Genomic DNA, 20,219 nt, shown 5'->3' on the forward strand with positions numbered 1-20,219 from the left:
GGCGCGTTCCAGGTCGCACGCGAGAAGTGGGTACAGCCGCGTGCACCCCTCGCGAAGGGTTTCGGCCATGGCACCTCGAATGAGCCCGCACCTGTTGGCCAACGGTCTTCCGCCCCCGGCACCGGACCCTGTGCCGGGCCCGGACGTGATCGTCCCGGCCGCGGTGGGCTCCGACTGTCGTCAACTGCCTGACGACGTCCTGGCCGTCCGAGCCGCCGAGGGCGACCAAGAGGCGTTCTCCACACTGGTCCGCCGTCACACACCGCGCCTGCTGCGACTTGCCTACCACCTGCTCGGCAACCTGCCCGACGCGGAGGAAGCCGTTCAGGACGCGTTCATCAGCGCATGGCGCCGGCTGGCGGCCTTCCACCACCGGGCGTCCTTCCACACCTGGATGCACCGGATCACCGTCAACAGCTGCCTGAACCTCCAACGGCGTCACCGCACTCCGCTGCCCCTGCACGCGATACCCGAGCCGGCCGACCCCGCCCCCAACGGTGTGCCGAGCGCCAGCGCCGAAGCAGACGCGCTCGCCACCGCCCTGCTGGCAGCCCTCGACCGCCTCCCCCCGCAACAACGCACGTGCTGGGTGCTCTACGAACTGCACGGCCTGTCCTACAACGACATCAGCCGGATCACCGACACCAGCGAGCCGACCGTCCGCGGCCGGCTCTTCCGCGCCCGCCGAACCCTCCAGGACGTGATGGCGCCATGGCACTAGAACCCCGCCCACCGGACGGCCTCCTGCCGTGCGGGCACACCGCCGGCGCGGCATGGGCGCACGAACCGGACCAGCAGGCCCCCCACTGCCCCCGCTGCCGCCGGGCACGCACCGCCCCGGCCGAGGTACGCCGCGCCGCCCAAGCGCTCACCACCCGGCCGACCGCCCCGCGCCCGGACCTCACCCAGCACATCCTGACCGCCGTCCGCCCCTACGCCCGCCGCGGGCGACTCCTACCACGCCCCTCCCGCTCCCCCACCTACATCTGGGAAACGGCCGCCGCCGACGCACTGCGCCGCGCCGTCGACACCGCCACCGACGCAGTAGTAGCCAGCTGCCGCCTCACCCCCGATCCCCGAGGAGACGTCACCATCGCCATGACATTCCTGGTCGCCTACGGACTCCCGCTGCCCGACCAGGCCGACCACGTGCGCCGCGTCGCCTTCACCACCGCCACCGCCACCCTGGGCCTGCCCGTCCGCACCATCGACCTGACCATCACCGACGTCCTTCCCCCACCAGACCCCCGCCGGCCCTCGGGCACGGGTCGCGAACACGAACACCACCCCTCGGCCGTTCGCACGTCGCCCCACGGACACCACCCGTAGAACCGAGGCAGTCCGGTAGCACCTCGGTCCCTCGTCATGGCAGGTGGGATGGCGCCGACAGACGCATCCTGGGCAGAGAGGCCCCAGCTCATGGGTGGAATGTGTCCCGGGAGGCATCATGGCGCGAAACCCGAGACCGGCATGGCAGGCACCACCGGGCGCCCGGCCCAGTGGAGGCAGGAACCGGCGCCGAACAGTGAGCTCTTTCAGCTCGCCCACTGATCGGGTGACGGGACAAGGCACGACGGCTGGACTCGCCGCTGGGATCGCGCTGACTGGAGACTCGTCAACCGCCAGCCGCACGTCACCCTCTGGAGTCGCCGCTGAAAGGGCTCAGTGGCCGAGGTCGTGGGCGGTACAGCGATCCTGCTGCTCGGTATGGGGATCGGCACGGCCGGCAAGGACAGCGGAGCAGGCAATCCCACCGGTCCCACCACCGTGCAGACGACCGCCACGGTGACGGCGACGCCCTCCGCCGCACCCGCCACGGCCACCACCACAGTGACCATGACCCAGACCCCGACCGCCGCCGGGCAACCCCAGCCCTCCGACGGCCAGCAACAGGCAACCACCACCGAGGCGCCGGACACCACCGGCCCCGCGGTGTACTACAAGAACTGCGCCGAGGCCCGCGCCGCAGGCGTCGCTCCCCTCCACCGGGGCGACCCCGGCTACGCCCCTCACCTGGACCGCGACGGCGACGGCGTGGCCTGCGAAACCAGCTGACCGCCTGCTGCGCGCAATCAGGGGGCGCCCGGTCTGCGGGCAGTTGCCAACCGCCCGCAAAGGCCAGCCGTGCGCCTGTCGTCCGATTCGTCGAAGCAGTCAGCGCCACGGGGCGAAGTCCTTCGGCAGCTGCCGCCAGGCACACCCCGTTCGCACCACGTAGAAGATCGCGTCCACGATCCGCCGCCGTGGGTGCTTCTCCCGCCGCCCCTCCTTCGGACCGTGCAGGCGGTAGCAATGGCTCCATCAACGCCCACAGGCGGATAGGTCCGCGTGAGCCAGTCCTACTGGTTGGAGGGAACCACTGGCCCCCGGGCGATCAGGACGTCGGCTTCGTGGCGCCAGCCGAGGGAGGAGTAGAGGCGCTGACCTTCCTCACTGGCGATGAGAAGACCGGTACGGGCGCCCTGGGCCACGGCGGCCTCCGCCAGAGCGCTCATCATGGCGCGGCCCAGGCCGCGCCGCCGGTGCGCCGCGTCCGTCTCGATGCGATCGGCGATCGCATCGGCGCCGACCACGGCGATGGTGCCGCGCGCCGCCACCTCTCCGGAGGAGTCGTGGAGGGAGACGACCGTGACTGGTCCCTCCGTGCGGACCTCGCGCTCGTACGGCGCGGCGGGCGCGTGCTGCGGGTGCGCGGTCAGATCGGTCGTCATGAACCACTCGGAACGGTGGAGCAGCTCCAGTCCAGCGGCGCCGACGACGGCTTCGACGGTGCCCGGGCGCAGCGTAGGCACCGTGAGCCAGGTGGTCTGCCTCGCGGCGGCGACGGCCGCCGCCAGCCGATCCAAGGATTCGGGCTCCTCGTCCGCACGCAGCGCGAACACCTCGACCTCACGGCCGGGTTGGTTGCAAATGGACCGCAGGCCGTCCCCGGCGGACTCGACCGGCTCGGCCTCGGGCAGGGAGCGAGCCACGGTCCAACCGTTCAGCCAACGTCGTATCAGCTCTGATTCGATCTTCGTCATCCGGCGATTAGAGCATGACCGCAACCTGCGGACGGGCGAATGACCATCCCCGTCGGGGTTGCGTCCAGGGAAGTGGTGTACGGGTTCCACCCGTTCCGGGGGTTTCGTCCCGGTAGCGGGTGTCGCCCGGGAACGTGAGACGGCCACCGGCTGATTCTTCGAGAACGACCAAGCTCTTGAAGGAGTCACAGCACGATGACCGCACCTGACAGTGTGCCCTTTGCCGCCCTGCTGGAGGAGAACCTGGCCTCGGCGAGTCCCGACTTGTTGCGGGCGATGATGAAGACGTTCGCGGAGGCGATGATGTCCACCGACGTCGACCGGGCCTGCGGCGGCGAGTACGGCCGACCGGGCGAGGACCGGGTCAACTCCCGCAACGGATACCGCAATCGGGACTGGGACACGAGGGTCGGCACGATCGACCTGGCGATCCCCAGGGTCCGCTCCGGCTCCTACTTCCCGAGCTGGCTGCTGGAGCGGCGGCGGCGCGCCGAGCAGGCCCTGGTCTCGGTGGTCGCCACCTGCTACCTGCTCGGCGTCTCGACCAGGCGGGTGGAGAAACTCGCCGAGAGCCTCGGCGTCACGCAGCTGTCGAAGTCGCAGGTCAGCGAGATGGCCAAGCACCTCGACGAGCGGGTCGCCGAGTTCCGGCACCGCCCGCTCGACCAGGGCCCTTACACGTTCGTCTGGGTCGACGCGTTGACCCAGAAGGTCCGTGAGGGCGGCAGGGTGGTCAACGTCCACTGCCTGGTCGCGGTCGGTGTGAACAACGAGGGCCGGCGCGAGATCCTCGGGTTGGACGTCGCCACCAGCGAGGACGGCGCCGGCTGGCCGGCGTTCCTGCGGTCTCCGGTCGCCCGGGGCCTGGGCGGGGTCAAACTCGTCGTGAGCGACGCCCACGCGGGCCTGGTGGATGCGATCGACGCCACGCTGCCCGGGGCGGCCTGGCAGCGGTGTCGGACGCACTACGCGCGCAATCTGCTGTCGCAGGTCCCGAAGTCCGCCCAGCCCTGGGTCGCCACCCTGTTGCGGACCGTGTTCGAACAGCCCGACGCGGACGCCGTCCGCCGGCAGATGGCCACCGTGATCGCCGCCCTTGACGAGCGATTCCCCAAGGCCGCCGAGCACTTGGAGCGCGCCCGCGAGGGTCTGTTGGCCTTCGCCGTCTTCCCGCGGACGGTCTGGAAGTCGATCTGGTCGAACAACCCGCAGGAACGTCTGAACAAGGAGATCCGCCGTCGCACCGACGTCGTCGGGATCTTCCCGGACCGTTCCTCGGTCATCCGGCTGATCGGCGCGGTGCTGGCCGAGCAGAGCGACGAATGGGCCGAACAGCGCCGCTACATCGGCTCCGAGATCCTCGGCCGCTGCCGCCTCCACCCGATCGAGGGAGAAACCCCCGACGAGACCGTCCCGACCGCACTCACCGCCTAACCTGAAAACGGATCACCGAATGGCCGTCGATACACCACTCCAGCGGACGTGACCCCAGCAACCGAAGCTTCTTGCACACGGCAGCGGTGTCCTGGTGCTCACTTCACCAATTTGTTCCTCGCTCGCCAGGTGAAGTGCTCAGTCACAACGCGCCGAGGGGCACGGCCCGTCGAACGGGTCTGCAACTCCAGGTCCATCCAGTTGAGGCGTTCAGCGCGACCTTCGCCACGCTCTGGCCGCCGCCGACCGGAAGTAGTGCTCGCGCAGGCCGTCCGCAAGGATCTCTTCCTGTTCGGCCTGGGGGGCACCGCGGTCGCGGGCGGCGTAGAGTGCCTGGGCGACGCTGCCGGGCGTCCGGAGGTTTCCAGGAACCGTTCGCAGGGATCGTCGATGGAGTCGGGGCCGGCGTCGAAGCCGAACCTGCCGGAGATGTGGAGCGTGAAACCGTTCGTCCCGGCCGCCTTGCGCACCCGCTGCTTCACCCGCGGCTGTCCGCCGGCGCGGACCTTTACTCAATGGCCTTGGCGGCGGCCGTCACCTTCGCGGTCGCGACCGTGCTGCTCGTGGTCGTGGGCGTCTGCACTCAGATCGTCGGCCCCCCGACCGAGGAACACACGGCCCGCCCCTTCCCGCCGCCGGGCATCGACCGACCGGCCCGGTCTGCGTCCCACTCGTTCGCGATCGCTCGGCTCCTCCCGGCCTCCGGTGAGGGACGATGAAGCGGTGAACACCATCGAGCCGGCGCTGCTGGTCGGCCTCATCGGCCCGCCCGACCACCCGGAGCGGCTGCTGGTCCGGCTCGCCGACGGCTGGCAAGAGGTCACGGCCCGCCTCGACGACGCCGACGCCCGCACGGTCGCCGCCAGGATCCACCTACGGGCGGAACACTCCCCGGCCTCCGTCACCCACTGGATCCACGACGGCCCGCCGATCCGTGTCACCCGCGCCCGCCGCTCCGCCACCAACACCGGCCCGCTCACCTTCGCCGGCTTCGCCTGACCCCGAGCGCGGTGACGGCCGGCGGCCCTGACCAGCGTCCGGCCCGAAGAGCGACCGCGGCCAAGGAGGACCTGTCCCGGCCGGCCAAGGCGCAACTGCACGAGAAGACTGCCCGGTACGAGATCGCGCACCGTTCCACTGTGAGCCGCGGCGAGCTCCAGGAGGCCGTCGCCAAGGTCGGCCGCGTCCTGGACCAGCCGGCCGGGCCGCTCCCCGGGGCGGGGCGGCATTCGGGGTTCGGGATGCCCGCCGGGTGATGGCCGGGATGTACTTCTCGGTACCGGCGGGCATCACGACCGCGCTACGCGCAGCTGCCAGCGGTGCGCCGCAGCCGCGCAGTGGCGCCTTGCGCCGGCGCAGGCCTGTGACTGCTCCGCCCGGGCGGGCGGCGCCGACAATCACTCTTTGGCATGTTCAGGAACTGTGGGGGGTGGACAGGACCGGTTCAGGTATGAGCAGAGTGGAGGACCGGCTCCGTCATCGTGGCGGAGTCGGATGCCCGTCGGCTGTCGCCGCACTGTCTCCCGATCGATCCGGGGTCCGATGCCTCGGCCCACCCCTGGCGGTGGAGCCTTCGGTGGGCTTGGAGACACGTCATGACATCCCAGCCGCACGACGCCGTTCCCGTCTTCCAGGGACCGGACATCACCGCGGAGATCACCACCGCCACGGGCACCGTGGTGTGCGCCTTCGCCGGCGCCCTGCACGCCGACAACGAGGAGCACGTCCGCCGCGCCCTGGCCCAGGCCCTCAACCGCAGACCCGCGCTGCTGGTGGTCCACCTGGCCTCCGTCGACCTGTTCACCTCCAGCGCCCTCAACATGCTGCTGATCGCCCGCCGCCGCGCCACCGCGGACGGCGTGCCGCTGGTGCTGGCAGAGCCCAGCCGGATCGTGCAGCGGGTCCTGCGGATCACCGAAGCGGACCTGGTCCTGCCCGTGTACGCGAGCGTGGAACGGGCGGTGCGCCACCAACAGCGGTCACCGAGCGTGTAAGGCCGGTGCGTGCGGGCAGATGTGAGGACCGGACCCGACACGATTCACACGGACGTTCCCATGCGCAGACCGCTCGCCCCGGCCTTCCACCACCGCCTGCCCTCCCCGCCCCGCGGAGACGCGGCCCATGTGCGCCGCGGCCTCGCCTTCACCCGCACCGCCCTGGCCCTGCGTCGGCCCGACGCCGACCGCGCGGCGGTCGACGACCTGCTGCTGGTGGTCGCCGAGCTCCTCGCCAACGCAGACCGGCACGCCGGCGGCCCCCTCGCCCTGGACCTGTGCTTCGAGCCGGACGGGCACGGTGTGCGGATCGAGGTCGACGACCCGGCGCCGGACCCGCCGCGGCCTCGGTCCTCGCCGGCCCACGAGCCGCACGGCCACGGCCTGCGGGTCGTCGACCGGCTCGCCAGCGCCTGGGGCTCCACACCCACAGGCTCGGGCAAGACCGTCTGGGCCGAGCTCCCCCTCCCCCAAGCACCCCACCCCACCAACGCCCAGGCCCTGACAGACACGGACCGCACATGACCTGAGCCAGGGGCGCAACCGACCTCCGGGGCCCTGGTAGAGCGGACGTGGTGAAGCGTGAACCCGTTCAGCTCAGCCGTCTTGCGTTTCCGCTGCTTGACCCGCGGCTGTCCGTGAGCACGCGCTGGAAGGCCCCGGTGGAGCCGTGCAGGTTGGCAACTCCGGTCTCGAATCGGATGTCGCCGGCGGCCCGGATGCCGTCGAAGCCCGGGGCGCTGACGATCTCCAGGATCTGGCGGGCTCGGCCGCTCGCTCTTGTTGTCCGTACCCGCCCCGCGGCATGGGCGGCGTTCCCCGCGCGCCGCCCGGCGGCTGAGCGCACCGCCGAGGCCGCGGCCGGGCTGTCGCTCGAGGAGCAGCTGGTGCTCGCCCGACACCGGCGGCAGGCGCACAGCGCTGCGGCAGCCGCCGGGCGGCTGGTAGTCGAGGTCCTGGGCCGACAGGACGCCGCCGTGGACATCACCGACCCCGACCTCATGCAGGAACCTCGTGGAGCGGCTCGCCGCGTACGAGGCGTGCCTGCCGGCGTGCGCGGACGAGGCGCAGCTGCGCACCGTGTGGGCTCTGCCTACCGGGAGGCCGGCCTCCCGGTGTCGCCGATCCCGGAGGATCTGGTGGACCTGTGGCGGGTAGGCGGGTGCTACCGCTTCAGGTGGGCGATCTTGCCGGGTTTGCCGTTCCACTTGGCGGCGCCGGGAAGCGGGTCCTTGGACTCTGTGATGTTCGGCCAGATTTCACTGAGTTCGGCGTTGAGCTCGATGAATTCCGCCATGTCGCGGGGCACCTCATCGTCGACGTAGATGGCGTGGGACGGGCACTCCGGCTCACAGGCGCCGCAGTCGATGCACTCGAACGGGTGGATCACGAGCATGTTCGGGCCCTCGTAGAAGCAGTCGACCGGGCATACCGCGACGCAGTCCGTGTTCTTGCACTTGATGCAGTTGTCGGTCACTACGTACGTCAAGGTGGGCTCCCTCTGCGCGGGTGTCGCTGACCACCACGTCGTGGTAGCCGTATGCATTCTAACGATTACGCTACGTGCACTATCGGAGTGGGCGAGCGGGCGGACCTCCGGTCGGCTGTCGCCGGTCGCCCGTACGACTCCGCAGTGGCGAAGAACAAGACGTTCGAGTTCCCCGACGACCTGAAGGCGGCGCAGCCCGGACCGGAGAGGTCTCGGCGGGCCCGCGCATGCAGAATGGCATGGTCGCGGCCGGAGAACTGCAGGTCACAGGTCCATCCGGCGCAAGCTTCCAGGTCCAGCATTCGCGCCGCGGCGGCCTCACCACGCTGGCCCGACTCACCAGCTGCACCGTCATCACCACCGATGCCACCGACGCGGCCGGCCGCATCCACGACCGCATGCCCCTGACCATCACTGCGGCCAACCGAGAGGCCTGGCTGGACCCCGACCACACTGACCCCGCCAGCCTGCGGGCGCTCCTGCCCACATCCTCTGGCACCGAGCTGACCGTCACGGCGATCAGCACCGGCGTTGACAGCGTGCACAACGACCGCGCCGACCTTCTGACCGGGGTGGACGATCCCCTGCCCGCCTGACCAAGCCGGGCCTGGCCGGCGCTCGGGGGCGCGGCGTACGTATCGGGGTCACGCACTCGTCTCGTTCGTCTTCCGACCGACGTGCCCGGCCCAACGGTCCTCGGCTTCCTCGGGTGGGAGGAGCGCCGCCGGTCTGGTCCTCGCGCACGCCGAGTGGGAGCGCCCTCTCGCCGGGTGGTCGTGCTGGACGGCGAGCGGTCCGACCGGGCGGCCGAGGGGGCCGGGAAGATGGCCTGCATCCCATGTTCGGGCAGGCGGCGCAGAAGGCGCCCCGGCGTGGGTCGGCGCGGTCCACGCCCGGGGGGCGAAGCGCCATAAGCCAGCAGACCAACCGTAGGACTGGGCCACCGCCGACCGACGTATCCGGTTCCACGCGCCAGCAGCCGTCCGACCGCACCGGAGCAGCAGACCGCTCTCCGGAGTGTTCCGGATCAGGCCGAGCAGTCGATCACTTGAGGGCATGTCCCGGACGGCAGCAAGTGCCCCCGACAGCCCGGCCGCCGCGCGGGCCGATCGAGGATCCGCGCGGGGCAGCCGGTCGGGGCATTCGGCTGGGGCCGGGGGTCAGCGCCTGGATTTTCCGGTCAGGACGTACCACCAGCGGCGGCGCTGCCGGGGCAGGGCGCCGAGCCCGATGTCCGGCGTCGGCGGGGCAGCGGGCTCGGCCGAGGAGGCGGCGGTAGCGGTCGCCGGGGAGGCGGCGGTCGCGGTCGCGGCGGGGTCCGGGGTGGAGGCGATCGGGGTGCTCGGGGACGCTGCCGGGGAGGCCTTGACGGACTGTGGGGTGAAGCGGACGGGCAGGGCGACCAGGTGGCGGGCGATCCAGGAGGATCTCCAGGTCAACTCCTCGTCGGGCACGGCGAGGTGGAGGTCGGGGAGGCGGGTGAGCAGGATGTCGATGCCGGCTTCGGCGATGGCCCGGCCGATGTCCTGGCCGGGGCACTCGTGCGGGCCGCTGCCGAAGGCCAGGTGGGAGTGGTTGCCGAAGAGCGGCTTGGAGAGGTCGGGCCGGACCGCGGGGTCGGCGTTGCCGGCCGCCAGGCCGAGCAGGAGCATGTCGCCCTCGTTGATCTTGCGGCCACCGAGTTCGGTGTCGCCGGTGGCCCAGCGGCCGGCCATCAGCAGGAACGGCGGCGAGTCCCAGAGGACTTGGTCGAGGGCGTCGGGAAGAGTCATCTGGCCGCCGGAGAGGTGGGCGCGGAACCTCTTGTCGGTGAGGACCATCTTCAGGGTGTCGGAGATCAGATTGACGGTCGTCTCGTTTCCGGCGAGCAGGACCGCCCGCAGGTGCTCGAGGACTTCGTCGTCGGTGAGGCCCGCGGGGTGGTCCATCAGCCAGGTGACCAGGTCGTGGCCCGGTGCCCCCTTCTTGCGGTCCATCGTCCGGCGCAGGCAGGACACCACGTACTCGTTGCTGGCGATGGCCGTCTCGGTACCGCGGACCATGTCCCGGGCGGCGTCGACCAGTCGCGGGCCGTACTCCTCGGGCATGCCGAGGAGTTGGGTCATCACAAGCATCGGCAGGTGCTCGGCGAACTGGGTCACCAGGTCGGCCCGGCCGGTGGTGCTGAAGCGTTCGATCAGCTGGTCGGCGAAGCGGGTGACGTGGCGGCGGATGCCGCGCCGGTCGAAGCGGTTCAGCCCTTCGGTGACCGGAGCACGCAGTCGCCGGTGTTCCTGGCCGTCCGCGAACACGCAGATGGGCTGCCAGTGAACGACCGGGAGCACCGGGTTGTCGGGGGCGACCTGGCCGGTGCGGAACGCCGACCAGCGGCGGGAGTCCCGGGAGAAGCGGGAGGGTGTGCGCATCACGGTGAGGTTCGCGGAGTAGCCGAGGACCAGCCAGGCCGGCACGTCGCCGTACAGCAGCACGGGCGCCACCTCGCCGTGTTCGGCGCGGAGCTTCTCGTACAGGCCGGCGGGATCGGCCTCGGCCTCCGGCCCGTACAGCCGCCGCACACCTCCGATTCCGGCGTGGGCGGGGCAACCGGGCGGCGGGGTGGGGAGGGAGTTCTCGGGGGGCTGGGTGGTCACGGACTTCTCCGGGGCGACGGCGAGACGGGCGTCTCGGGGGTGGGAAAGCCGGGTCGGGTCGGAACAGCGGTGCAGCCGGTCGGGGGCGGGGTCAGCGGGCCGACCGGGCCGAGAGGTCGTACAGGTAGCGCATCAGGGCTATCAGGACGTCCCTGCCGGACTCCCTGGCCCGTGCGTCGCAGGCCACGATCGGGACCTCGGGGGGCAGGTCCAGGGCTGCCCGCAGGTCCTCGGTGCCGTGGGTCGGGGACTCGGGGAAGGTGTTGGTGGCGACGACGAACGGCACTCCGCGGTCCTCCAGGCGCCCGATCACGTCGAAGCTGACTTCGAGTCGCCTGGTGTCCACGAGTACGACCGCGCCGAGGGCTCCCTCGAAGAGGCCGCTCCACAGGAACCAGAACCGCTCCTGGCCGGGGGTGCCGAAGACGTACAGCACGAGCTCGTCGCTGAGGCTGATCCTGCCGAAGTCCATCGCCACGGTCGTGGACCTCTTGCGCTCGACACCGGCGATGTCGTCGACGCCCGCGCCGGCCTGCGTCATCGTCTCCTCGGTGGTGAGCGGGCGGATCTCGCTGACGGCGCCGACCATCGTCGTCTTGCCGACTCCGAAGCCGCCCACGATCACCACCTTGACCGCCGTGGCGGTCGAGGCCGGGAGCCGGTCCGCCTCCCTCGGCCCCCGGGCCGGTTCAGAGCCTCTGAAGTCCATTGATCACCGCCTCCAACAGGGCCAGATCGGGTAGGGCTGCGGGTGGGACCGGGGCGCGTACCTCGATCCGTTTCGCCGCGAGCAGGTCCGCCAGGAGCACGGTGATCAGGCTCGCCGGCAGTCGCAGGTGGGCGGAGATCTCGGCCACGGACAGCGGCGAGTCGCAGATCCGCAGGATCGCCGCGTGTTCGGGTTGCATCGCGGGTGTGGGACCGGACCGGGCGATGACCAGGGTGACCAGGTCGAACGTGGCGTTGGCTGCCAGCGGGTTGCGCCGACCGCGCGTGATCACGTAGAGGCGTTCGGGATTGCCCTCGTCCCAGCCATGGCCGGCTGTCGTCATGCCCGCACCTTGCTGTGCCCGGCAGACTCCGCATGACGTACCGGCGCCGGGCAGTGCCTGGCGCTCGCCGCATGTCGTACCCGCGTCCTGCTGATCGGATCGTTCCGTTCGCTCACGCCGTCGGCCCGTCGGTGCGTGCGGGCGTGGTGAGGTGGTCGCCGATCCGGGCAACCAGGTCCCGCATCCGCTGGCCCACCAGGCCGGCGTCCACGCCCTCGTCGGCCAGGACCGCGAGGTAGGCCCGGGAGCCGGCCGCCATCAGGTAGAAGAAGCCCCCGCTCACCTCGATCACCACCAGCCGCATCCGCCCGTCGCCGCCCGGGAATTCGTGTCCCACCGCGGCGGCCAGGCTCTGCAGGCCCGCGCAGGCGGCGGCGAGGCGGTCGGCGGTGTCGAGGTCGGTGCCGTGCTGGGCCATCCGCAGACCGTCGGCCGACAGGACGATGACGTGGCGCACCTGCGGTACGCCGTCCACCAGCTCCGTGAGCATCCAGTCCATGTTGGTCCGTTGCTGAATCACTGCTCGCCTTTCGCTGCGGACTCTTCGCCTGTGTGGCCCGTCGCGGTGGACGGCGTGTTGCCGTTCACCCCCTCGTGGAAGGCCGCCATCCACAGTCCTGGCTGGACCGCCTCCCGGTTCGGCTCCGGGATCCGGGACCGCTCGGGGGTGCCTCCGCGGAGGGGCGGCGCCGCGTGCCGACGGCGTTGCGGCAGACCGTTGGCGGCCCGCTCGATTACCGCCGGAGCCTCGTCGTCTGCCGGTCCGTGGAACCCCGTCCGGTGGGACCCCGTCCCGTGGAACGCCGTGTCGTGGCCCGTCGCGGGCGACGGGGAGGGTCGGACTGCCGCGGGCGGCGGTGAGGGACGGAACTCCGTCTCCCCGGGACGGGCCGTCGACTCCGTCCGGGCGGAGGGGACCATCGGCGCACCGGACGCGATGCCGCCAATGCCGTGTGCCAGGCTGGTGGTGGGTGCGGTGGTGATCAGGTTCTGAGGGACGATCAGCACCGCGCGCACCCCGCCGTACGCGGACGGCCGCAGCGACACCTGGAAGCCGTAGGCCCGCGCGAGTCTGCCCACCACTGCCAGGCCCAGCCGCGGCGTCTCGCCGAGGTCGTTGAGGTCGAGGCCGGACTGGGCTTCCCTCAGCATCCGCTCGGCGCGGGCCCGGCCCTCCTCGCCCAGGCTCAGGCCGCCGTCCTCGATCTCGATCGCGATACCGGTCTGCACCTCCACGGCGGTCAGGTACACCGTGGTCTGCGGCGGCGAGTAGCGCGTGGCGTTGTCCAACAGTTCGGCCAGCGCGTGGATCAGCGGCTCGACCGCCGGGCCGGCGACCGCGACCTCGGACACCGGGTGCAGCTCGACCCGCTGGTAGTCCAGGATCCGCGAGATGCCTCCGCGCAGCACGCTGTACAGCGGCACCGGCGCGTTCCACTGCCGGCCCGGGCGGGCGCCGCCGAGCACGGCGATGCTGTCCGCGAGGCGGCCGATCAGCGCGTTTCCGTGATCCAGCCGCAGCAGGTCGTCGAAGACCGCCGGGTCGTTGCCGTGCCGGTCCTCCATGTCGCGCAGGTCCTGCGCCTGGCGGTGGATGATCGCCTGCACGCGGCGGGCGATGTTCACGAAGGCCCGCTGGGCCGCCTCGCGCATGCCCTCCTCGTTGTCGACGGCGCTGAGGACCGCGCGCAGCACCTCCAGCCGGGCGCTCTGGAACTCCGGCCCGACTACGGGGTCCGGCGCCGGGGACGCCTTCATGACGTCCTCGCTGAACTCGCCGCGCTGGAGCCGGGCCACCGCTTCGGGAAGGACGACATTCGCGAGTTCGAGCATCCCGGCCTCCTGCGCGGCCATCCGGCGGCGCAGGCCCTGCTCCCGCTGGGCGCACTGCGCCCGGACGGCCGCCACGGCGCGCTGCCGCCGCACCGCCTCGACCGTCACGGCTGCGGCACCGGCCAACCCGCACCAGAGCACTCCCGCGCGCCCTCCGTGCGGGGTCGCCGACACCGCGAGGACGACCGTGACAGCGACCACCGTGGCCGGCGCGAGGCCGAGCAGAACGGCAGCGAAGAGTCGGCTCCCGGGTGACGATCCGGCGTGAGGCATCAGCATTCGCCCAGCATAACCGGTGCAAAATCCTGACTGTCCGTCAATTGTTGTTCTTTGTGCTGCAGTTGATCCGGTCCATCGTGCGCCTCAGCGGCTCCCTGACGGGGCCGGAGGCCCAGCCGGACGGCGTGTCCGGTCCACTACAAAGCGTTGCTGCCCGGAGCGGCGCCAACGGGCTTCCTCGCCGAATCCACTCATGGGAGCGAATTCCGACAATTCCGCTGCGCATCCACCAGGTCACCTGATAGGGGCCACCGCTGTGCAGAGTGCGTATCGACCCATGGGCGGTCAATGACCGCTCAGCTGGGGCTGTGGCAGATTGAGTGATCGTCTCGGCAGATTGCCTGCCCGCCGACATGAGACCGAGATGCCGCGTGGCCGTCTACATCGGCAGACCGCCGCCCACCCGCCCGGGCTGGTCATTCCGCGTCAGCGGATCGCGCAGAACGTGGAGCGGCGCCCCGCCGACCGTCCCCGTCTCGACTCGGTGCGCCGGGTGGTCGCGCAGATGCCGGCACAGCGGCACTTCGCGCAACCGGCGGACACCGTGCTGGCCGAACGGGACGCGACCGAGCAGAACGCCACCGCCCGCTTCGAGGACGAGGCCGGGCAGTCCATGACTCCGCCGCGCGCCAGGACCTGGGGCCGGATCGGCCAGACCCCGGTTGCGAGGGTGCGGGGCCAGGGTTCCGGGCGGGTGTCGATGGCGGGCATGACCTGCTACAAGCCCGGCGAGCGGTCCCGGCTGATCTACGCGATCCGCGAGTATCGCGGCCGCAAGGACGAGCCGAAGGGCTTCGGCTGGCGAGACTTTCGCGACTTGATCGTCCGCACCCGCATCCCGCTCGGAGGCCCGATCGTCCTGGTCTGGGACAACCTCCGTCTACACCTGACCGTCGGCATGCGTGCGTTCATCGAGACGAACACCGAGTGGCTGACGGTATTCCACCTGCTGGTTTTGTTCATGAGAACGGGTTCTGGTCCAACTTCTGCGGTCGGCGACGCTGCGTCAGCTTTCGAGGTCGAAGAGCGGGATGTCCATGGAAGGCGGCGGCGGGTCAAGCACCGCGCGAAGCGCGGCAACCATGGCGAGCCAGCGGTGCGCGTCGCCAGGTTCCACCCAGTTCGATACCAATCCGTCGTCGTCGGAGGCGATTCGAGTGAGGGCTTCAGCGGCAAGTACCCGAAGATCGGTGGAGAACTCCGGCATGAGCGTCTCTGGGCCGCAGACTGGATCGACTGGTTGGCCGCCCGGGCACTGCGAGGCCAGTACGGCCGCTGCCCCGACCGCCTCCTCCGCTTCGCTGAGCTCGTCAGTCGCGTTGACAGTGCGGACGAGGACGCCACGGATCAGGGCTTCGCGTTCCTCGGCCCCGGCGTCGTCCAGGGCGTTGGCGAAATCCGCGGCCGTGTCGTTGTCGAATGGACCGGTGCCCCAAGTACCCATGGCGTTCTCCTCGCATCGCAGTGCGGTGATCATGGCACCGGTGACCGACAACGGCGTTATGAAGCGAGCAAGACACGTTTCCGCAGCAGGTCGAAGCCAGCGCGGCCGTACATCTGGCGCTTGATCATTTTGATTCGGTTGACGTGGCCCTCGACGACGCCGGAGCTCCACGGCAGCGTCAGGCCGGCGGTGACGGCGGCGAGATCGCGTTCGAGGCCGTTGACGAAAGCGTGAAGGCTGGGTAGGTCGTCGGCGCGAACCGCCTTGATCCACTCTGGAAGCTGGTCGCCCTGGAGCTGGGTGAGCATCTGCCCGAAGGTGCGGACGTGCCCGGTGAGGGCATCCAGCTCAGGGCAGCCGGCGACGACGGACTTGAGCTTCAGGCCATCGCCCTCCGGCAGGGTGTCGGGGTGAGTCAGGATCCAGCCGGTGACCGTGCGCGGGGATGGCGGACGGGCGGCCGGTGCTGTCGGGGATGTGCGGAACGGCTGGAGGTAGGCGCGGACGGCTCCGTAGCCGCCGGTGTAGCCGTGTGTCCTGATCTCTTCCCAGAGGGTCCAGGCGTTCGTGCAGCCTTCGGCCCATCGCACGTGCAGGTGGGCCTTGAAGTCGTCGAGTTTGGTCCTGCGGTTCTGCCACTGCCCGTGGAACAGGTCTTCCGGCCTCGCGGCGTCGGCCAATTGCTGGACGGTGCGGTAGGTCATGCCGAGCTGGCGCTGGATCGAGCGTCGGCTGTGGCCGGCGGCCAGCAGCGCGTGGACGGTGGCGTGCTTGGCACGGGTGCGGTCGGCGAACCGGTGCCCGGTGGGCCATGGCGACTCGCTCTCGGCCGGTGCCGGAGCTTTCTCCGGCACCGGCTCGGCGAAGGTCGCACGGAGGCACGAGCGGTGGCGGGAGACGCACCGTTCGGCTGCTTCGCCGAGGTTGCGCCAAAGGTGGAATCGGTCGGCGACCTGAACCGCGGTGGGTGCCCCGGCCCTGGCGCCCTCGGCGAAGAACGAGGCACGGTCACGGCAGACGACCTCGATCCCCGGGCGTTCGGCCAGCCAAGCCGCAACAGTGCCTGCTTCGCGATCCGGCAGCAGGTCCACCGGCCTGCCGGTCTCGACGTCGACCAGCACTGTCCCGTAGACACGGCCCTTGCGCATCGCGTACTCGTCGACGCCGACCACACGCGGGACCGCTGGCTGGGGTTCAGGGAGGGCGTCGACCAGCCGCAGGACCGTGTTCCGGCTGACCCTGGCGCCGACGACGTCGGCCAACCGGGCACCGGCGCGGCCGGCCAGGGCGAGGCCGACCTCGGCCAGCACCGACCGCATTCGCTCGGTGCGCTGGCTGTGCCGCCGGGTCAGCCCCGCGACCTGCTCGACGAACGTACGCCGCCCGCAGGAGACGACTTCGCACGTGAAGCGCCGGACGCGAAGTCGGAGCATCACCCGCCGTCCCGCCACGGGGAGGTCAGCGGGAAACCGCAGGTAAGAGCCATGCACGCGCTCCGACCAGGTCCCGCAGCCTGGGCATCCAGCTCCAGTCGTCCGGCATCTGACACCAACTCGGATCACCTCGCCATCGTCTTGCACCGATTCCACCCTGATCCTCGGATCCGCCAGGAAGAGCAGCCCTTCCAACTGGAGCAATAGCTCGCGCACAGCCCAGAACCATCAGCCCGAACGAGGTCAGCACCGTCAGTTTCCGGACGATCTCGCGAGACCTCTCAGCAAGACCGACAGTGACAGGGAGTAGCCACACCACAGAAGGTGAACCAGAACCCGTTCTCATGAACAAGGCAAACCTGCCCACCTACGCACCCGACCTCAACCCGCAGGAGGGCATCTGGTCGCTGGTCAAGCGCGAGATCGGTAACCTCGCCGCCGCGGACCTCACTCAGATCACCCGAGCCGTAAAACGTCGGCTCAAGAGGATCCAGTACCGCCCGGATCTCGTCGACGGCTGCCTCGCGGCCACCGGCCTGGCTCAGGAGGACTGACGTGACTCATTCCTCCTCCCAGTTCGCGTAGTCGCCCATCGCCACGTCGTCGCACAAGGTCTCCCACAACCCGTTGTCTGCGAGTGCGGTGTCATCGAGCGCGGTGAGGAGCCGGCGAAGCTCGTCCGCCGCCTCCTGGAACCTGTCCTCCTCGTCTTCCTCGTAGAACGGGAATCGGGCGATGGTGGCCGCGACGCACTGGTGGAAGGCTCCGAGGTCCCTGTTCACATGCCAGGCGGTCGCGGAATCGGTCTTGGGGATCTGGACGACGCGACCCGAGGCCACGTCGATGCCGAGCCGACCGAACAGGCCGCTGGTCCCGAAGACGACCAACCCCGACTCACCGATCCGGCCCAGCAGCGTCGCCTCGGTCAGGGGCTGGTACTCATAACCGATCAGCCCTGCTGGCACACCGATCTTTCGCAGATCGGCGGCGATCGAGGCGGGCACCTCCGGCGAGCAGCCGATACGGGCCACGCCGTACTGGGGCAACGGCAGCAACGGGAAGTCTCGGATCATGTGAGCATCATCCTCGTGCTCCGGACAGACCGGGAAGGCGCGAGCCGGGAAGGCGCGAGCCGGGAAGGCGCGAGCCGGGAAGGCGCGAGCCGGGAAGGCGCGAGCCGGGAAGGCGCGAGCCGGGAAGGCGCGAGCCGGGAAGGCGCGAGCCGGGAAGGCGCGAGCCGGGAAGGCGCGAGCCGGGAAGGCGCGAGCCGGGAAGGCGCGAGCCGGGAAGGCGCGAGCCGGGAAGGCGCGAGCCGGGAAGGCGCGAGCCGGGAAGGCGCGAGCCGGGAAGGCGCGAGCCGGGAAGGCGCGAGCCGGGCCTCCGCCACCGCCGAGGGAGCCCCACCGACATCACCCGTTCAAGTTCAGTAGCAGCCTTACCTCCTGCTCCTGGTCTTCCGACAGCCAAAGCATCGCCATCGGGTCTGATGGGAGGTGTACTACTTCCACTTCCACCCGGCACACGGAATACAACATGACCCGGATACGACGCTGTACCAGTTGTTCAGACTGGCCCCCTCAAACCTTCGGGCTGAACCGTTCCGGGCTTTTATCCCTGGTCGGCGAGGTCGAGGCGCCAGTTGTTGCTGCGCATCAGGGTTCCGCTGCCTGCTGGGTATTCGAAGTCGCAGGCGTCGATGAGGGTGAACCCGAGGCGGTTGCAGAGGGCGTTCGAGGGGGCGTTCTCGACCGAGGGGAAGGCGTGCAGGCCTTGGGGCGCGTCGGGTCGGCGTGCGGCCTCACGCACGATGCCGATCAAGGCGGCGCCGGCTGCGGCGGCGATGCCGCGGCCCTGGTAGGGCGGTAGGACATTCCAGCCGGTTTCGTAGATCTGCTCGCCTTGCCAGTCGCGCTGGTGGTAGGCGATGCTGCCGACCATTTCATCGGCGAGCAGGATCACGAACATGCAGCCGCGGCTGGTTTCGGGCATGGCCAGGTAGCGGCGGTGCCGGGCGAGCAGCTGCTCCTCAGGCTCGGGTCCGCCGACGTGGTGGCGCATCTGCGGGGTATTGATCCGCCGCAGCAGGCCGAGCGCGGATTCCGACCACGGCTTGAGATGAACGTCCATGCAGCGCAGCCTCGCAGGCCTCGGCTCATCGGGCATCCCATTTCCGCTCGATGCGGGATGCGGAACGGTTTCACTGTGGCCGCGAAATCATTCGGCGGTGATCCCCGGCGGCGCCACCATCATGATCCAGCCCCTCACCGTGGCCCACACCGCGGAGGACGGCACGTTGCCGAGCCTCGACGTCACCGAGTTCACCACCCGGCACAACGGCGCCCGCCAGCTCACCGTCCCGATCGTCCCGGACCCGGTCGACCGACGGTGGCGCGCCCGCCTGCGGCTGACCGCCGACGGCACGAACGACATACTGGTCGGCGTCGACCGGTACACGTTCTACGACCGCGCACCGCCGATTCACGGAGTGGACCGCGGCCCGGGTGTGGGCCAAGCTCTACCGCCTGGGCCTGGACGAACTCGGCGCTCGCGGCGAGCTGGACTGGTCCAGGTGCGCGGTCGACTCGGTGAACATGCGCGCCACGAAAAGGGGGAGCTGACGGGTCCGAATCCTGTCGATCGGGGCAAGTTCGAGTCGAAGATCCACTTGCTCACCGAACGCACCGGTCTGCCCATCTCGCTCGCGATCTCCGGCGCCAACCTGCACGACAGCCAGGCCCTGATCCCACTCGTCGAGGCGATCCCGCCGATCCGCTCCCGCCGCGGCCCGAGACGGCGCCGGCCCGGCAAGCTCCACGGCGACAAAGCCTACGACCACCGCTTCATCCGCTCCTACCTGCGACGATGGCAGATCACCCACCGCATCGCCCGCCGCGGCATCGAGCCCTCGACCCGCCTCGGCCGGCACCGCTGGGTCATCGAGCGGACCGTCGCGTGGCTCGGCGGCTTCCGCAGGCTCCACCGCCGCTACGAACGCAAAGCCGACCACTTCGCGGCCTTCACCACCATCGCCGCCGCCCTCATCTGCCACCGCAGGCTTCTCGCCCAAATGAGATGACTTCTAATGAGGTCCCATCCAGCGTGGTCGCAAAGATGGGCATCGCGTCGTCGCACTCGCGCCAGCCGTCGCCGTCGTTGTCGTCCAGCCGAAGGGTCCACCATGAGCCGCGCCGGCACTCGGCCGACAGGTCCGCCACGTCCTCCTGGCGGTTGGCCAGGGCGACGGGTCCGGCGCCGGTGACGACCAGGGCGGCGGGTGGGCATCCGGCCGGGTGCAGCCGGGCCGGGTCCGCCGCCGCCGCACCGTGCGGTCGGCCGGCGCGGGTCGCTGCTCTTCGCCTTCGTGCGGAACAGCCCGCGGTAGGCGGTGAACTTCGCGGCGACCCACCCGGCGACATGGGGCAGCCGGAACTCCACTTCGGTCGCCCAGTCGGTCGCGTGCCGACCCCGTCTGCGGCTTCGGGCGCGGTGCCGCCCAGGACGAACGCGGCGATCATCTCGTCGACGCCATCGCGGGCTGGGCACTGAGGGCACACAGGGCAGGGTCTGCCGAAGTGGGCGGCATGTTGTTCTGGGCGGCACCGCTCCCG

20 protein-coding genes and 3 pseudogenes are annotated in these 20,219 nt (G+C 70.6%); 11 read left to right on the plus strand and 12 right to left on the minus strand.

Annotation, left to right across the window (positions count from 1 at the left end):
* The first annotated feature begins 67 nt into the window (after window positions 1-67).
* The 3 genes from ABEB06_RS00325 (at window position 68) to ABEB06_RS00335 (ending at window position 2,055) form a co-directional block, all read left to right on the plus strand.
* Window positions 68-721: an RNA polymerase sigma factor gene (locus ABEB06_RS00325; RefSeq protein WP_345694702.1), complete on the plus strand. Its 654-nt coding sequence runs from the start codon at window positions 68-70 to the stop codon at window positions 719-721.
* A complete protein-coding gene (locus ABEB06_RS00330; RefSeq protein ID WP_345694703.1) occupies window positions 712-1,329 on the plus strand; it encodes an Asp23/Gls24 family envelope stress response protein in 618 nt (205 codons plus the stop codon). Before ABEB06_RS00325 ends, ABEB06_RS00330 begins: the two co-directional genes overlap by 10 nt.
* Before the next feature lie 378 nt (window positions 1,330-1,707).
* Window positions 1,708-2,055: an excalibur calcium-binding domain-containing protein gene (locus tag ABEB06_RS00335; RefSeq protein ID WP_345694704.1), complete on the plus strand. Its 348-nt coding sequence runs from the start codon at window positions 1,708-1,710 to the stop codon at window positions 2,053-2,055.
* A 99-nt stretch (window positions 2,056-2,154) separates the two neighbouring features.
* Here the strand turns inward: ABEB06_RS00335 and ABEB06_RS00340 are convergent, their stop codons facing one another.
* Window positions 2,155-2,283 carry a transposase gene (locus ABEB06_RS00340; protein WP_425559750.1) on the minus strand — a complete coding sequence of 43 codons (129 nt, stop codon included), beginning with the start codon at window positions 2,281-2,283 and terminating at the stop codon, window positions 2,155-2,157.
* Window positions 2,284-2,339: 56 nt separating this feature from the next.
* Entirely contained in the window at window positions 2,340-3,023 is a 684-nt protein-coding gene (locus ABEB06_RS00345; protein ID WP_345694705.1) for a GNAT family N-acetyltransferase, read from the minus strand.
* 195 nt (window positions 3,024-3,218) lie between these two features.
* Here ABEB06_RS00345 and ABEB06_RS00350 point away from each other — a divergent pair, with 195 nt between their 5' ends.
* The 4 genes from ABEB06_RS00350 to ABEB06_RS00365 all read left to right on the plus strand — a co-directional run bounded on the left by ABEB06_RS00350 (window position 3,219) and on the right by ABEB06_RS00365 (window position 6,976).
* Window positions 3,219-4,457, plus strand: coding sequence for an IS256 family transposase (locus ABEB06_RS00350; protein ID WP_345694706.1), 1,239 nt, complete (start codon window positions 3,219-3,221; stop codon window positions 4,455-4,457).
* A 723-nt stretch (window positions 4,458-5,180) separates the two neighbouring features.
* Window positions 5,181-5,456 (plus strand): hypothetical protein, encoded by a 276-nt coding sequence (locus ABEB06_RS00355; RefSeq protein WP_345694707.1) that lies wholly within the window; start codon window positions 5,181-5,183, stop codon window positions 5,454-5,456.
* Window positions 5,457-6,052: 596 nt separating this feature from the next.
* Window positions 6,053-6,451, plus strand: a complete 399-nt coding sequence (locus ABEB06_RS00360) for an STAS domain-containing protein (RefSeq protein ID WP_345694708.1) — start codon at window positions 6,053-6,055, stop codon at window positions 6,449-6,451.
* Between the two features lie 60 nt (window positions 6,452-6,511).
* Window positions 6,512-6,976: an ATP-binding protein gene (locus ABEB06_RS00365; protein WP_345694709.1), complete on the plus strand. Its 465-nt coding sequence runs from the start codon at window positions 6,512-6,514 to the stop codon at window positions 6,974-6,976.
* A gap of 640 nt (window positions 6,977-7,616) precedes the next feature.
* On the opposite strand, the gene fdxA is transcribed toward ABEB06_RS00365, so the two are convergent.
* Window positions 7,617-7,940 carry a ferredoxin FdxA gene (gene fdxA, locus ABEB06_RS00370; RefSeq protein ID WP_345694710.1) on the minus strand — a complete coding sequence of 108 codons (324 nt, stop codon included), beginning with the start codon at window positions 7,938-7,940 and terminating at the stop codon, window positions 7,617-7,619.
* 227 nt (window positions 7,941-8,167) lie between these two features.
* Here fdxA and ABEB06_RS00375 point away from each other — a divergent pair, with 227 nt between their 5' ends.
* Window positions 8,168-8,536 (plus strand): SOS response-associated peptidase family protein, encoded by a 369-nt coding sequence (locus ABEB06_RS00375; protein WP_345694711.1) that lies wholly within the window; start codon window positions 8,168-8,170, stop codon window positions 8,534-8,536.
* 564 nt (window positions 8,537-9,100) lie between these two features.
* Here the strand turns inward: ABEB06_RS00375 and ABEB06_RS00380 are convergent.
* The 5 genes from ABEB06_RS00380 to ABEB06_RS00400 all read right to left on the minus strand — a co-directional run bounded on the left by ABEB06_RS00380 (window position 9,101) and on the right by ABEB06_RS00400 (window position 13,728).
* Window positions 9,101-10,570, minus strand: coding sequence for a cytochrome P450 (locus tag ABEB06_RS00380; protein ID WP_345694712.1), 1,470 nt, complete (start codon window positions 10,568-10,570; stop codon window positions 9,101-9,103).
* 91 nt (window positions 10,571-10,661) lie between these two features.
* Window positions 10,662-11,279, minus strand: coding sequence for a GTP-binding protein (locus tag ABEB06_RS00385; protein WP_345694713.1), 618 nt, complete (start codon window positions 11,277-11,279; stop codon window positions 10,662-10,664).
* On the minus strand, window positions 11,260-11,622 hold the full coding sequence (locus tag ABEB06_RS00390) for a DUF742 domain-containing protein (protein WP_345694714.1): 363 nt from the start codon (window positions 11,620-11,622) through the stop codon (window positions 11,260-11,262). Before ABEB06_RS00390 ends, ABEB06_RS00385 begins: the two co-directional genes overlap by 20 nt.
* A gap of 112 nt (window positions 11,623-11,734) precedes the next feature.
* Window positions 11,735-12,121, minus strand: coding sequence for a roadblock/LC7 domain-containing protein (locus ABEB06_RS00395; RefSeq protein ID WP_425559559.1), 387 nt, complete (start codon window positions 12,119-12,121; stop codon window positions 11,735-11,737).
* Between the two features lie 17 nt (window positions 12,122-12,138).
* The gene (locus ABEB06_RS00400; RefSeq protein ID WP_425559751.1) at window positions 12,139-13,728 is read right to left on the minus strand and encodes an ATP-binding protein; all 1,590 of its coding nucleotides are present in this window, start codon (window positions 13,726-13,728) and stop codon (window positions 12,139-12,141) included.
* 595 nt (window positions 13,729-14,323) lie between these two features.
* On the opposite strand from ABEB06_RS00400, the pseudogene ABEB06_RS39200 reads away from it, so the two are divergent.
* Window positions 14,324-14,683 (plus strand): annotated as a pseudogene (locus ABEB06_RS39200) (transposase); the annotation flags it as partial.
* 57 nt (window positions 14,684-14,740) lie between these two features.
* Here ABEB06_RS39200 and ABEB06_RS00405 read toward each other — a convergent pair.
* Together ABEB06_RS00405 and ABEB06_RS00410 are read right to left on the minus strand one after the other, a co-directional pair.
* Window positions 14,741-15,211 (minus strand): DUF4259 domain-containing protein, encoded by a 471-nt coding sequence (locus ABEB06_RS00405; RefSeq protein ID WP_345694717.1) that lies wholly within the window; start codon window positions 15,209-15,211, stop codon window positions 14,741-14,743.
* Between the two features lie 23 nt (window positions 15,212-15,234).
* On the minus strand, window positions 15,235-16,827 hold the full coding sequence (locus ABEB06_RS00410) for an ISL3 family transposase (protein ID WP_345694718.1): 1,593 nt from the start codon (window positions 16,825-16,827) through the stop codon (window positions 15,235-15,237).
* A 143-nt stretch (window positions 16,828-16,970) separates the two neighbouring features.
* Between ABEB06_RS00410 and ABEB06_RS00415 the strand changes: the two are divergent.
* A pseudogene (locus tag ABEB06_RS00415) lies at window positions 16,971-17,165 on the plus strand (IS630 family transposase); the annotation flags it as partial.
* Window positions 17,166-17,171: 6 nt separating this feature from the next.
* On the opposite strand, the gene ABEB06_RS00420 reads toward ABEB06_RS00415, so the two are convergent.
* Window positions 17,172-17,684 (minus strand): SUKH-4 family immunity protein, encoded by a 513-nt coding sequence (locus ABEB06_RS00420; RefSeq protein WP_345694720.1) that lies wholly within the window; start codon window positions 17,682-17,684, stop codon window positions 17,172-17,174.
* A gap of 535 nt (window positions 17,685-18,219) precedes the next feature.
* Window positions 18,220-18,738, minus strand: coding sequence for a GNAT family N-acetyltransferase (locus tag ABEB06_RS00425; RefSeq protein ID WP_345694721.1), 519 nt, complete (start codon window positions 18,736-18,738; stop codon window positions 18,220-18,222).
* A 237-nt stretch (window positions 18,739-18,975) separates the two neighbouring features.
* Here ABEB06_RS00425 and ABEB06_RS00430 point away from each other — a divergent pair.
* Window positions 18,976-19,687, plus strand: a pseudogene (locus ABEB06_RS00430) (IS5 family transposase); the annotation flags it as partial.
* Between the last annotated feature and the right edge of the window lie 532 nt (window positions 19,688-20,219).

The organism is Kitasatospora terrestris (assembly GCF_039542905.1).
GTDB classification, from domain to species: domain Bacteria; phylum Actinomycetota; class Actinomycetes; order Streptomycetales; family Streptomycetaceae; genus Kitasatospora; species Kitasatospora terrestris.

Coding starts and splice junctions, on each gene's coding strand:
- ABEB06_RS00335 (WP_345694704.1), top strand. CDS start 1,708: ATGGGGATCGGCACGGCCGGCAAGGACAGCGGAGCAGGCAATCCCACC.
- ABEB06_RS00375 (WP_345694711.1), top strand. CDS start 8,168: ATGCAGAATGGCATGGTCGCGGCCGGAGAACTGCAGGTCACAGGTCCA.
- ABEB06_RS00345 (WP_345694705.1), bottom strand. CDS start 3,023: ATGACGAAGATCGAATCAGAGCTGATACGACGTTGGCTGAACGGTTGG.
- ABEB06_RS00325 (WP_345694702.1), top strand. CDS start 68: ATGGCACCTCGAATGAGCCCGCACCTGTTGGCCAACGGTCTTCCGCCC.
- ABEB06_RS00405 (WP_345694717.1), bottom strand. CDS start 15,211: ATGATCACCGCACTGCGATGCGAGGAGAACGCCATGGGTACTTGGGGC.
- ABEB06_RS00350 (WP_345694706.1), top strand. CDS start 3,219: ATGACCGCACCTGACAGTGTGCCCTTTGCCGCCCTGCTGGAGGAGAAC.
- ABEB06_RS00425 (WP_345694721.1), bottom strand. CDS start 18,738: ATGGACGTTCATCTCAAGCCGTGGTCGGAATCCGCGCTCGGCCTGCTG.
- ABEB06_RS00400 (WP_425559751.1), bottom strand. CDS start 13,728: ATGCCTCACGCCGGATCGTCACCCGGGAGCCGACTCTTCGCTGCCGTT.
- ABEB06_RS00420 (WP_345694720.1), bottom strand. CDS start 17,684: ATGATCCGAGACTTCCCGTTGCTGCCGTTGCCCCAGTACGGCGTGGCC.
- ABEB06_RS00390 (WP_345694714.1), bottom strand. CDS start 11,622: ATGACGACAGCCGGCCATGGCTGGGACGAGGGCAATCCCGAACGCCTC.
- ABEB06_RS00360 (WP_345694708.1), top strand. CDS start 6,053: ATGACATCCCAGCCGCACGACGCCGTTCCCGTCTTCCAGGGACCGGAC.
- ABEB06_RS00395 (WP_425559559.1), bottom strand. CDS start 12,121: ATGGACTGGATGCTCACGGAGCTGGTGGACGGCGTACCGCAGGTGCGC.
- ABEB06_RS00385 (WP_345694713.1), bottom strand. CDS start 11,279: ATGGACTTCAGAGGCTCTGAACCGGCCCGGGGGCCGAGGGAGGCGGAC.
- ABEB06_RS00365 (WP_345694709.1), top strand. CDS start 6,512: ATGCGCAGACCGCTCGCCCCGGCCTTCCACCACCGCCTGCCCTCCCCG.
- ABEB06_RS00330 (WP_345694703.1), top strand. CDS start 712: ATGGCACTAGAACCCCGCCCACCGGACGGCCTCCTGCCGTGCGGGCAC.